This window comes from Phenylobacterium sp. (assembly GCF_030693805.1).
Classification (GTDB): domain Bacteria; phylum Pseudomonadota; class Alphaproteobacteria; order Caulobacterales; family Caulobacteraceae; genus Phenylobacterium.
The window spans coordinates 1-12,214 of record NZ_JAUXZW010000043.1; the positions used below are offsets into that span (position 1 = coordinate 1).

The window sequence follows — 12,214 nt, forward strand, 5'->3', positions numbered from 1 at the left end:
GCGAGGTGAGCTTCATCGTGCCGCCAGCGAGCATCACCGCGTTCATCGGCGTGAACGGCGCGGGAAAGAGCACGACCCTCAAGTGCGTGATGGGTTTGGCCGAAAAGGACGCCGGCGCGGTCGACCTGTTTGGTCGGCCAGCCTCGTTCAGGGCCCGGCGCCAGGTCGGGTTCCTGCCAGAAGAACGCGGCCTGGCGCCGCGTGATCGCGCGCGTGACGCCATTGCGTTCAGCGGCCGCCTGCAAGGCCTGCCACGCGCCGACGCCTATCGGCGGGCCGATGAACTACTGGAGCGGATCGGACTCGGCGAGCGCCGGCGCTCGCGCATCGGTGATCTTTCCAAGGGCAACGCCCAGCGCGTGCAGATCCTGTGCGCCATCGCCCACGATCCCAAGCTGCTGATCCTGGACGAGCCGTTCTCCGGCCTCGACCCCCTTGCCCAGGCCGAACTGCAGTCGCTGTTCGCGGAGCATCGGGCGCGCGGCGGGGCGATCCTGTTCTCGACGCACGCCATGGCGGTCGCCGAGCGGCTCTGTGACCGCGTGGTGGTCGTCTCGCACGGACGCACGGTGTTCGAGGGCGACATGGCCGCTGCGGCCGAACACGCGCCCCACGGGGTGTACGTGACGGTGGACAACGCAGCGGCGTTGCTGGAGGTGGTGTCGCGGCTGGAAGGTTCCGCTCAAGCCTTCTCGGGCCGCATTGGCCAGGCGATGCGCTGGCGAGTGCTTCTCCCCGAGCGCGTTCCGTACGTCACGCTCATGCGGGCGCTGGCCGAGCGGGAATTGGCGGTCCACGGCTTTGAACCGATTGCGGCCGATCTGGAGGGTGCGTTCTTCACGCTCACCCAGGAGAGGGCCGCTTGATGCGTCGGCTGTGGCTCATCGCAGAGCGCGAGTTCCTCGCCTACGCCAACACGGCGAGCTTCTGGCTGGCGCTGCTCACCGGCCCGGTGATCGTCGGCGTGGCGGCTCTGCTGCTGAGTGCGATGGCCCATTCGGAGACCGCTCCACGCCGCCTTGAGGTACAGACGAACGACCCGGCGCTGAGCCAGGCCGCCTGGGCTTCGATCCGCGAGACCGCCAATCTCGAAGGTTGGTCGGTCGCGCCGGCCGACGGCGTGGGCGACAGCCAGTCGCAGATCCTGATCACCCGTCCTCAGTCCGACCGGTTGGACGTGACGTTCAAGGGCGCGCCGCTGTCGGCAACCGCGACCGCCTTGCTGCGCCGCGACCTCATGCTTGCCGCGACCGCCCAGCGCTTGGTCGCACGCGGCGTAAAACCGGCGGCGCTCGCCGAAGCGCGCGCCGTCGATGTCGCTTTCAACGCGCCGGCCCCGGCGGCGGCGGCAGATCCCCGGCGCGTCGGCCGGTTCGCGCTGATGATGCTTCTATGGGTCAACCTCGTCGGCGCGCTCGGTATGTTGATGCAGGCGATCGTCCGCGAGCGCGTGAACCGCGCGCTAGAAAGCCTGCTGTCCGCAGCCAGACCCGCAGAAGTGGTCTTCGGCAAGCTGTTGGGCGTGGGGGCCGTCTCGATGGTCGTGGTGGCCGGGTGGGGCGCTGCTGCGGCCGCCACCGGCGCGGCAGTCGGCGGTCAAGGCGCAGGCGCAGTGTTGGCCGCGCTGTTTCCCATTCTAGAAGGCCCATGGCCGCTGCTCCAGGCGGGTGTCGTATTCGTACTGGCCTTCGTGATGTACGGCTCTGTGTTGTTGGGGCTGGGAGCGCGGGCGCGCGATGTGCCCAGCGCACAGAATCTAGCGCGGCCGGTGTTCGGTGCGCTGCTGCTGGTGTTCTTCAGCGCACTGGCGCAATTGGGCGCTGCGGATGGGCGTCTCGACTGGCTCATTTGGGCGCCGCCCTTCACCCCGTTCATGCTGCTTCTTGCCCCGAGCGACGCTCTTGGGCCGCTTGAGCGGTGTGCCGCCATCGCGCTGCTCGCGGCGTGCGCGGTCGCCGCAGCCTGGCTGGCGCCGCGCGGCTTGGCCCAGCCAGGCGCCGCGTTCAGGCGACACAGCGCCTAGTCCTTACGCAGAGCCTGCCCACTGGACAGCCAATTGTACACCTCGCATTCGACCGTGACCCCCGCCCCTCACGGGGCGGCGGCGGCGGCGGCGGCGTTCCTCAGTGTAGCGACTCGCCTGTCGGGCGAAATCTTGAAGTTGTCGGCTGCGGCTGGGGGACTTCAGGCGGAGTCCAAGAGACGTCAGATTTCCACCTGTAGCGGCGCAACGAGACAGATAAGAGCATCGACTGTCGGAATTCGTGCAATACGCGAAGATGCAAGTGAAGATCATGAGCGAGTTTCGTCCAAATAGGTATATTATAAAATAATTTAAACAACCCGACATCTTCACTCAGGAATACGTCGCTATTTACAACGAATTAAATTCGTGTCCTATGGTCGTACCAATCGTGGCTCGCAAGCCCCCGTGCGCGGCGGTTTTGCGTCAAGATTGCTCCGGGCGGCCGATCTCAGCCTGAAGCGCAGCCAAGCTGCTGTAGAACGAGCTTCCCGCCGGAAGGTCGTTGACCAACAAATCATCTTTGAGCTGAATTGAGACTGAGTAATTGGGTCGTGTGCAGCCCGCTGTGCGCCATCTTGGCGCACACATGACAGGTATTGTGGAATTTATGTCTCAAAGTGAGACATACCTAGTCATCTGGTGATCATCTATCTGACGAACATTAAAGTAAAATTAAATTCCCATAGAAATCATAACGTTAACGATACATAAAGCTTTACATAATGTTAAAATCTTGTTCTTTGACGGCTTAGTTTGGGCGGACAGTGGGGGGCGACCCTGTGGCGAAGTCCTGACTCACATCCGCGGTTTCGACGGCGATTAAATCTAGACGTGTGAAAAGGAAGTGATCCAATGAACAAGATTGTTGCGTTCCTTAAGGACGACTCCGGCGCTTCGGCTGCTGAGTACGCCCTCATCCTGGCGATCGTTGGTTCGGGCCTGGCGCTCGCGGCCACGACCCTCGGCAACTCGATCGGCGCCGCGCTCGGCAAGGCCGGTAACGCAATCAACGCCGTCAACTACACTCCCGCCAGCTAATCGGCGAATTGTGGAAGGAGCTGTACATGACGATTATTGCTGACTTCATTAAAGACGATTCCGGCGCCTCCGCCGCCGAGTACGCCTTGATCCTGGCGATCGTCGGCTCGGGTTTGGCGCTGGCCGCCACGACACTCGGCAATTCGATCGGCGCCGCGCTTGGCAAGGCCGGCAACCAGATCGAGGCCGTCAACTACACACCCGCGAGTTGAGTGAACTGGGGAGCCGAGGGCGGCGGTTCGCCGTCGTCGGCTCTCTCCCTCAATGTGGATAAGCTGATGCTTGCAGTACGTTTTATGTTTTGCGAGCACGGCGCAGTAGCAGCGGAATGTGCGTTGATTATCGCGATTGTATGCGCGGCCATAGCCGGGTCATCGATCATGCTCGGAGACTCGATCGTCGAGGGTTTCAACCGCGTGTGCAACTGTATCGCGGACGGAGCTTGCTGATGGATAGTCGGGTCACCCATCGAAAACTTAAGGTTTTCCGGAAACATTGAGCCGGAATACGCCCGCGGCGCAGCCGTCGCCAAGGGCAGGGGAGTCTGAAAGCCATGCAGATGCGCACTATCGCGACGCTCGCGATCGCCGTGTTCCTGGGCTTGATCGCAGTCGTTCTCACGCAGAACTGGCTGACGCAGCAGCGCCAAAGCGACTTGCGGACAGCGGCCTTCGCCTCGACCGTACCGGTCGTTGTCGCCGCCCAGCCGATCGCGCGTGGCGTGACCTTGAATGCAAGCCTGCTGAAGGTCGCGCGCTATCCACAAGGCTCGGTGCCGCCTGGCGCCTTCGCGTCGATACAGGATGCGACCAGCGGTGGAGCCCGCATGGCCCTACGGCCGATGAGCGCCAATGAGCCGGTGCTGGCCGGCCGTGTCACCGCTCCGGGAGGCAAGGCGAACATGTCAGCGGCGATGACGCCCGGCATGCGCGCCGTGAGCTTCCGGTCCAACGACGTGGCCGGTGTGGCCGGCTTCGTGCTCCCCGGGGACCGCGTCGACGTCCTGCTCACCCGTTCGGCCGGTGCAGATCAGAACGTCACGACGCTGACCCAAGCGGTGGCGGAGAACATCCGGGTGCTCGGCGTCGACCAGAGCGACGACGAGGCGGCCAACAAGCCGCAAGTCGCCAAGGCGATCACCATCGAGGTGACGCCCGAGCAGGCCCAGGCGATCTCGCTTGCGCAAGCTGTCGGGCAGGTTTCGCTGGCGCTGCGCCAGATCGGCGACGAAGCGCCGCTGACCCGCCAGGTGACGCGCGTGTCCGACCTTGGCGGTCTGGCCCCGCGCGCTGCGCCGACGCCCAGCCGACCGACTGTGCGTCGCGTCGCCGTGAGGGGGCCGTCTGGCGGCCAGGTCCAGGTGACCCGCGGGATCACCACCACAGGATATTCGGTGGCCGTCCGCTAGGCCCAGGCCTGCAGGCGTCACAACGGGAAGATGGGGCGATGAACCAACACAACACATTCCACGGACGATGGACGACGACGCTGCGCGCCGCCGTGATCGCCCTAGCGGCGGGAGTCGGCGCGCTGAGCGCCAGCGTGGCCCAGGCTCAATCTGGCGATCGCTATGAACTGGTGGTCCCGATCGGCCAGTCTCAGGTGCTGGAGCTGGACGCGCCCTACACCGAACTGATGATCGCCAATCCCGAAATCGCCGACGTGCTGCCGCTCTCGACGCGCTCGGTCTATGTGGTGGGCAAGAAGCTCGGCTCCACGGCGCTCAGCATATATGGCCCAGGCCGCCGCCTGCTTAACGCGACGAATGTGGTGGTCTCCGCCGACGTGGCCAGCCTGAAGGTGCGGCTGCACGAGATCATGCCTGACGAGACCGGCATCGCGGTGCGTCCGGCCAATGAGTCCATCGTGCTTTCCGGCGCCGTCAGCAGCGGACCCAAGCTGCAGCAGGCGGTGGCGCTCGCCGAGAGCTATGCGCCCGGCAAGGTCGTGAACATGCTGTCGGTCCAGGGCGCCCAGCAAGTGATGCTGTCGGTCCGCTTCGTGGAGATGGAACGCAGCACGTCGAAGGCGCTGCGCATCAGCACCGAGGCCGGCGACATCGGCGGCTCCAAATACAGCGACGTCCAGGTCCGCACCGGCGACACCTTGTTGAACACCGCCGGTTCGATCCTCGACAGCATTGGGCTTACGCAACTGCTTTTCCGCGGCGGCGACACCGACATCAGGATCCTGTTCGACGCGCTGGAGAAGAAGGGCCTGGTCAAGACCCTGGCCGAACCCACGCTGGTGGCTTCGTCTGGCGACACGGCCAATTTCCTTGCCGGCGGCGAGTTCCCGATCCCTGTGGCCAGGAACATCGACGACAACGACAACACGACCATCACGGTCGAGTTCAAGCAGTTCGGCATCTCGTTAGGCTTCACGCCGACTGTGCTCGACGACGGCGTGATCAGCCTGCTGGTCGCGCCGGAGGTGTCCAGCATCGACCCCAGCGTCTCGGTCTCCAGCGGCGGCCTGCGCATTCCCGGCATCAAGGTGCGCCGGGCCAAGACCACGGTGGAACTGCGCGACGGCGAATCCTTCACCATCGCCGGCCTGCTTCGCGACGATTACCAGAACGAAGTCCGGCAATACCCGTTCGTCGGCGACCTGCCGGTGATCGGCGCGCTGTTTCGCTCGACCGGCTATCAGCGCAACCAGACCGAGCTCGTTCTGGTGGTGACGCCACATCTGGTCGCTCCGACGCTGAGCCGCCACGCGACGCCCGCCGACGGCTTCGCGCCGCCGTCCGACTTCGAGCTGTTCCTGTTCGGCGCGCAGCGCGCCGCACGGGCCGGCAAGAGCGCCGAGGACCAGGTCCTGATGGGCGCAGATCCGACCAAGGGCGGCGTCGACGGCGCCTACGGCCATGTCCTCCGCTAAGCAAAGGCCCGCTGTCATGCGCACCCTGATCACGCTCATCGCCGCGGCTGCCGCGCTCGGCGGCTGTGCAGCCCGCAATCCCGGCTTCGGGGACGCGATCCATCAAAATCTGACGGCCCAGATCGCCGATCCGGACGCCAAGTACGCACGGCGGCTTCCGCCGGCGTCCAACGGCCCGCGGACGGCCCTTGGCCAGACCCGCTACGAAAAGGGCCAGGTGATCCAGCCCACCAGCACCGCCACCACGTCGATTTCGATCACGGGTGGGTCGGGCGGCGGGGCTCCGGGCGGGAACTGAGGTCAAGCCGATGCAACGGCGCCGAATGAGATTCCTGCGCGACGACAGCGGCGCCATCGCGCCGCTGATCGCAGTCGCGCTCGGCGGCATACTCGCGATCGGTGCGCTGGCCTGGGACCTCAGTCGCGGCTTCGCGCTACGATCCGAGATTGAAGCCGCGGTCGACGCTGCGGCTCTGGCCGGCGCAACACAGCTCGACGGCACCACGGGCGCGGTCGCGCGCGCCACCGCGGCGGCGCAGGGCGCCTTGGTCCAGAACGCTCAGCGACTAGCCGGCGTGGCGGAGGCGAACGTCACCGTCGCCAACGCGGACATCAGCTTCCTCCAGGATCTGACGACGCGCACCGCCTACACCGCCGACTCCGACGCCAACTTCATCCAGATCAACCTTGCGCCGCGCAGCCTCGGCCTGACGTTCGGCGCCTTCGCCCGCGTGACCAGTCTGAGCGTCCGCGCCCATGCGGTGGCGGGTTACGGAGCGGCGATCTGCAAGGTGCCGCCGCTGGCGGTCTGCAATCCGCTTGAGGCGAGCGAGCCGAACTTCGACGCCGACAACCATGTGGGCCAGTCGCTTGTGCTGACTGTGCCTGCGGGCAACCAGAACCCGGCGCCTGGATTCTACGGCTTCCTGACCGTAAACGGCTCATCGTCCGGCAACCTCATCAAGGAAGCCATGGGGCGCAATCCGCCCTTGGCGGAATGCTATGGCAAGAACGTCGAGGCGCGGTTCGGCAATGTCACCTCGGCCGACGCCTACTTCAACACACGCTTCGACATTTTCGGGCAAGGCGGCACCAACGGCCTGACCGGAGATCCCGCCTACGCCCCCTCGCAGAACACCATCGTCGGCATCAAGGCGAACGCCAACACCTGCGGCCCCAACAACGTCCCGGAGCCGACCAACCAGTGCCCGCCCGCGGGGAACGCGACCTCGCCGATGGGCTTGCCGGTCGATAACGGCCAAAGCGCCTCGGCGGGCGGCATCGGCAGCGGCGTCTGGTGTGCGAGCGCATATTTCGCCCGAAACCACAGCTCGATCGCCAATCCGTCGACCTACACGCCGCAGGTTCCCTCGGGCGCGACCGGGTCTGGATGGGCGGCCTACGGTCCTTCCGGCGGCGCGGGCGCCACGTCGCCGACCCGGTTCCAGGTCTACAACTGGGAGCTCGCCCAGTTGAACAACCAGATCACGCGAACCTTCTCCGCCAGCCAAGCCGACACGACGGGCAACGACAAGGATTTCGCCACCGCCCAGTGCAACAAGACGACGCCGCCGGCGGGCCCTGACCGGCGCACGATCTCCGCGGTCGTCATCAACTGCGTGGCCAATCCGCCGCGCCCAAACACCACGGTTCCGGTCATCTCCTACATCGACCTGTTCCTGATCGCGCCGGCCGCCAACCAGGCGATCTATGGCGAGATCATCGGTGCGACCACGGACACGTCCGCCGTGGGCAAGGAAACCAAGCTCTATTCGGTGCGCCTCTATGAATAGGCTGCGTCGATTCATCCTGGATACGACGGCCACCTCCGGCGTCGAGTTCGCGCTCATCCTGCCGTTGATGTCGGTGTTGATGTTCGGCTTCTACGAGGCCGGCCGACTGTTCTGGGCCTACAATATCGTGTCGTCGGCGTCGCGGGATGCTGCGAGATTCGCCGCGCGCCTGCCGATGACCTGCGCCGGCTTGAGCGCCCCGGACGTGGAGCGGGTGCAGCGCTTGGCGCGGACCGGCACGGTGTCCGGTTCCGGTGCGCCGCTGGTGACGGGTTGGACGTCGGACGCCACCGTGCAGGTCGCGGTGAGTTGCGTCAGCAACAGCGCCGGGACTTACAAGGGTCGGTACGCCGACGTGCTCAACATCCCGACTGTGAGGGTCACCGCGAGCGCGCCCTATGCGGTCGCGTTCGGCGGCCTGCTGCCGAGCCTGAACATCACCAGCGTGTCGGTCGACAACGCCCAGGCCTGGACCGAGTGATGGGCAGGTCGAGACATGCATTCCTGGCGTCTGAGCGCGGGTCCGGCAGTGTCGAATTCGCGCTGGTGGGTCTGATCTTCGTGGCGATGATGGTCGGTATCGTCGACATGGGCCGCCTGGCCTTCGAGATCAACCGCGCCAAGGCGGCGACCCGAGCCGGCGCGCGATATGCGGTCGTCAACCCGATGGTCTCCATGGAGATGCGCAAGGATTGGTCGGCCGAATCCGGCGGCAACGGACTGCCCGTGCCGATCGCCTCGGTGCCGACCATCACCTGCAATTCGGCGGGCTGCTCGACAGGGGCGTCCGACGCCACGGTGTTCACCGCAATCGTCACGCGCATGCAGGTCTTCGACCCGGCGCTGCAGGCCTCGAACGTCGAGGTGGTCTACGAGCACGTCGGACTGGGCGTCGTCGGCAACCCCTACGCGCCCGATGTCGAACCGCTCGTCACCGTGCGCCTGACCGGCCTGAGATTTGCACCAGGCGCCCTGCAGATCTTCGGCCGTCCGACACTGACCCTGCCGTCGATGACGACCACGCTGAGCGGAGAGGATTTGAACTGATGATTTCGTCCGTGAGGCTTCGTCTGACCCCGGTTCAATCGTCCGAGGGCGCAAGCTCGGGTGAAAGTCCCGCGGCGTCATTCCGCGTCGACTACGCGCCCGACGCCTTCCCGCCGGCCGGGCCTGGGGCGGCGCTCGTGAGCCTGTTCCCGCAAGTGCGCTTCCAGTCGTTGGGACGTGCATGGAGCGGCGGATTCGGCGGCGCCGACGCGGTCATCGTCAGCGTCGACGCAGCGGTCCCTTCGGACGTCGAACGGTTGAGCATGGCGCTCTCGCAGGCCGAACGACCCGACGGCGTGATCGTGTTCCTGGACAATCCTACGGTCGAGACCACGCGGAAACTGATCCGTGCGGGCGCGGCCGACGTCCTGCCCGCGCCGATCACCGAACCGTCGTTCGCCGCCAGCCTGGAGCGCGTTCTGCTCCGGCGCGAAGTCGAACCCACCGGCCCGTCGCATGACTCTCTGGTGGTTGGGGTCCTCAAGGCCGGCGGCGGCGTGGGCGCCACGGTGCTGGTGACCCAATTGGCGGCGGTGCTCGCCGACCGCGGCCAGCGTGTTTGCGTCGTCGACTTCGACGTGCAGTTCGGTTGCGCGGCGATGTACCTCGACATGCAGGACGCTTTGACCCTCGACGACGTCCTGGCCGCCGGCCAGGGGTTGTCCGAGGTCAGTTTCGCCACCGAACTCGCCGCTCATATCAGCGGCGCTCGCGTACTGGCGGCGCCGCGGCAGTTCATGACGCTCGACGCGGTTAGCCCGGAGGCCGTCCAGGCGCTCCTAGCGGCGCTGCGGCGCGAGTTCGACGTGATCCTCATGGACATGCCGTCCGCCTGGACTGCGTGGAGCAACCGCGCGCTGTCGCTCGCCGATCGCATCGCTGTCGTCAGCCATCTGTCGGTGCCTCACGCCCACCTCATGCGCCGTCAGCTGCATACGCTGTCGCTGCAATCGCTCGACCAGACGCCGCCGCTGCTGATCTGCAATCGCGTCGGTGGCGACGCCCCCTCTGGGGTCTCGCTCAAATCGGTGGAACGCGCGGTCGGGCGCAGCTTCGACGTCGTGGTGCCGGACGATCCCAAGATGATCGGCGAAGCGATCAACCAGGGCGTCGCCCTGCGCACCCTGAAGCGTGGAACCAAGGTCGAGCGCGCGCTGAGCGAGCTGGCGCAGATGCTGGTGCCGCAGCAGGCCGCTACGGCGACGCGGACCAGCCGGTGGGGGAGATAGAGATGGCGCTGTGGCAGGACGAGCAACCCGCGGCAAACGACGCTCCGCGTCCGGCCCAATCGGCGACGGTCGAGGGTGGACTGGCGCTCAAGGTGCGTCTGCACAAGCGGCTGCTGGATGTCTTGAACCTGAGCGCCTTGGAGCGGATCCCGCGCGAGACCCTCCGCGGCGAAATCCGCGGCGAAGTGCGCAACCTGTTGGCGGATGAGAAGCGTCTGCTTTCGGTGCCGCAGGTCGATCAGCTGATCGAGGATATTCTCGATGAACTGCTGGGTCTCGGTGCGCTGGAGCCGCTCCTGAAGGATGACTCGATCACCGACATCCTGATCAACACCCACGACAAGGTCTATGTGGAGCGAGGCGGCAAGCTGGAGCTGACGGACGTCCGCTTCCAGGATTCCCGGCACCTGATCCGCATCGTCAACAAAATCGTCTCGGCGGTGGGTCGCAGGGTCGACGAATCCCAACCGATGGTCGACGCGCGCCTGGCCGACGGCTCGCGTGTCAACGCCATCATCCCGCCGCTGGCCGTGGACGGCCCGCTGGTCTCCATCCGAAAGTTCGCGTCCAAGCCGATCGATATCGCCCGCCTGGTCGAACTCGGTTCGATCACCGAGGACATGGCGTTGGTGCTGCAGATGGTGGTGCGCGCGCGGCGGAACCTGTTGATTTCCGGAGGCACCGGTTCCGGCAAGACGACGCTGCTCAACGCCCTGTCCGCGTTCATCGACCAGAGCGAACGGATCGTGACGATCGAGGATTCCGCGGAGTTGCAGCTGCAGCAGCCACACGTCGGGCGTCTGGAGACGCGTCCCGCCAACATCGAGGAGCGCGGCGAGGTCACGCAGCGCGACCTGGTCCGAAACTCCCTGCGCATGCGGCCTGACCGGATCATCGTGGGTGAAGTCCGGGCTGGCGAGGCGTTCGACATGCTGCAGGCGATGAACACCGGCCACGAAGGCTCGATGACCACCGTCCATGCCAACACCGCGCGCGACGCACTCTCGCGGATCGAGCAGATGATCGGCATGGCCGGGCTGGACATACCGGCTCGGTCGGTTCGCGGACAGATCGCATCGGCCATCAACGTGGTCGTTCAGGTCGAGCGCATGGAGGACGGACGCCGTCGCGTGGTGTCGATCTCCGAAGTTGTCGGGATGGAGCAGGACGTCGTCTCCATGCAGGAAATCTTCCGCTTTCGTCGCACCGGCCGCGGCGCCAAGGGCGAGGTGCTGGGAGACTTCGAGCCGACCGGCATCCGTCCGAAGTTCGTCGAACACATGCTGGCGCGGGGGCTGACCTTGCCGCTCGAGATGTTCAACCCTGCGCGCAGGGCCTGACGCCGTGGGTCAGATCCTGTTTCCGCTGATCTTCGTCTTTGCCTTCTTGGGGGCGGTGCTGCTCGTCCAGGGCGGGGCGTCGTTGTTCTTCGCCGGGCATGAAAAGTCGCGCCGCGTGAACCGGCGCCTGACCATGCTGGAATCCGGGATGGGTCGGCGCGAGGTCTATGAAGCGCTGGTGCGCCGCCCGGTGTCACCGCGGTTCCAGGCCTTGGTGCTGGTGCGGATGCATGACCGGGCCGCTGAGTTCCTCCGTCAGGCGGCTGTGGAGACGACCCCGACGCGACTGTTTGGATACCTGTTGGGCGCGACGGTCGCGCTCTGGGCGGTGGCTATGGTCGTGCTTCGCGCGTCCGGGCGTGGGGTAGGCCCTTCGGAGATGCTTCTGTCCATGCTGGGCGCGGCGGGGTTGTCCTGTTGCTTCGCGTGGTCGTGGATCTCCGGCCGGCGCGAGAAGCGGCGCAAGCAGCTCGAGGAACAACTCCCGCTGGCGTTGGACATCATCGTGCGCGCCTTGCGCGCCGGCCACCCGGTGATCTCGGCTGTCCAGCTCGTCACCGAGGAAATGGGCGACCCCATCGGCAGCGAGTTCGGCATCGTCGTCGACGAGACCACCTATGGCGTCGAATTCCGCGACGCGCTTCGCAACTTCGCGCGACGCACGGGGTCTGAGGACGCGCATTTCTTCGCTGTCAGCGTCGGCATCCAGTGGGAGACCGGCGGCAACCTCGCGGAGATCCTCAGCAACCTGGCGAACGTGATCCGCGGCCGGATCATGCTCGGCCGGCGCGTACGTGCGATGTCCAGCGAAGGTCGGATGTCGGCGTGGATCCTGAGCGCGCTTCCCCTGGTGTTGAT

General features: G+C 65.9%; 13 protein-coding genes. All 13 read left to right on the forward strand.

The window, feature by feature from the left end; all coding sequences use genetic code 11:
* Window positions 1-866 (forward strand): ABC transporter ATP-binding protein (locus Q8M88_RS01915; protein WP_305594526.1); only part of this gene is annotated, 866 nt, incomplete at its 5' end.
* Window positions 866-2,023, forward strand: a complete 1,158-nt coding sequence (locus Q8M88_RS01920) for an ABC transporter permease (protein WP_305594527.1) — start codon at window positions 866-868, stop codon at window positions 2,021-2,023. The genes Q8M88_RS01915 and Q8M88_RS01920, both read left to right, overlap by 1 nt.
* 855 nt (window positions 2,024-2,878) lie before the next feature.
* Window positions 2,879-3,064 (forward strand): Flp family type IVb pilin, encoded by a 186-nt coding sequence (locus Q8M88_RS01925; protein WP_305594529.1) that lies wholly within the window; start codon window positions 2,879-2,881, stop codon window positions 3,062-3,064.
* A gap of 26 nt (window positions 3,065-3,090) precedes the next feature.
* A complete protein-coding gene (locus tag Q8M88_RS01930) occupies window positions 3,091-3,276 on the forward strand; it encodes a Flp family type IVb pilin (RefSeq protein ID WP_305594531.1) in 186 nt (61 codons plus the stop codon).
* 341 nt (window positions 3,277-3,617) lie between these two features.
* Window positions 3,618-4,472, forward strand: a complete 855-nt coding sequence (gene cpaB, locus Q8M88_RS01935) for a Flp pilus assembly protein CpaB (protein WP_305594533.1) — start codon at window positions 3,618-3,620, stop codon at window positions 4,470-4,472.
* A 38-nt stretch (window positions 4,473-4,510) separates the two neighbouring features.
* Window positions 4,511-5,947, forward strand: a complete 1,437-nt coding sequence (locus Q8M88_RS01940; protein WP_305594534.1) for a type II and III secretion system protein family protein — start codon at window positions 4,511-4,513, stop codon at window positions 5,945-5,947.
* A gap of 16 nt (window positions 5,948-5,963) precedes the next feature.
* Entirely contained in the window at window positions 5,964-6,245 is a 282-nt protein-coding gene (locus tag Q8M88_RS01945; protein ID WP_305594536.1) for a hypothetical protein, read from the forward strand.
* Window positions 6,246-6,270: 25 nt separating this feature from the next.
* Window positions 6,271-7,740 carry a pilus assembly protein TadG-related protein gene (locus tag Q8M88_RS01950; protein WP_305594538.1) on the forward strand — a complete coding sequence of 490 codons (1,470 nt, stop codon included), beginning with the start codon at window positions 6,271-6,273 and terminating at the stop codon, window positions 7,738-7,740.
* A complete protein-coding gene (locus tag Q8M88_RS01955) occupies window positions 7,733-8,221 on the forward strand; it encodes a TadE/TadG family type IV pilus assembly protein (RefSeq protein ID WP_305594540.1) in 489 nt (162 codons plus the stop codon). Before Q8M88_RS01950 ends, Q8M88_RS01955 begins: the two co-directional genes overlap by 8 nt.
* Entirely contained in the window at window positions 8,221-8,787 is a 567-nt protein-coding gene (locus tag Q8M88_RS01960; RefSeq protein WP_305594542.1) for a TadE/TadG family type IV pilus assembly protein, read from the forward strand. The genes Q8M88_RS01955 and Q8M88_RS01960 overlap by 1 nt, the downstream gene beginning before the upstream one ends.
* 11 nt (window positions 8,788-8,798) lie before the next feature.
* Window positions 8,799-10,016 carry an AAA family ATPase gene (locus tag Q8M88_RS01965; RefSeq protein ID WP_305594544.1) on the forward strand — a complete coding sequence of 406 codons (1,218 nt, stop codon included), beginning with the start codon at window positions 8,799-8,801 and terminating at the stop codon, window positions 10,014-10,016.
* Between the two features lie 2 nt (window positions 10,017-10,018).
* Window positions 10,019-11,356, forward strand: a complete 1,338-nt coding sequence (locus tag Q8M88_RS01970) for a CpaF family protein (RefSeq protein WP_305594546.1) — start codon at window positions 10,019-10,021, stop codon at window positions 11,354-11,356.
* A gap of 4 nt (window positions 11,357-11,360) precedes the next feature.
* A partial coding sequence (locus Q8M88_RS01975; protein WP_305594548.1) for a type II secretion system F family protein occupies window positions 11,361-12,214 on the forward strand: 854 nt, incomplete at its 3' end.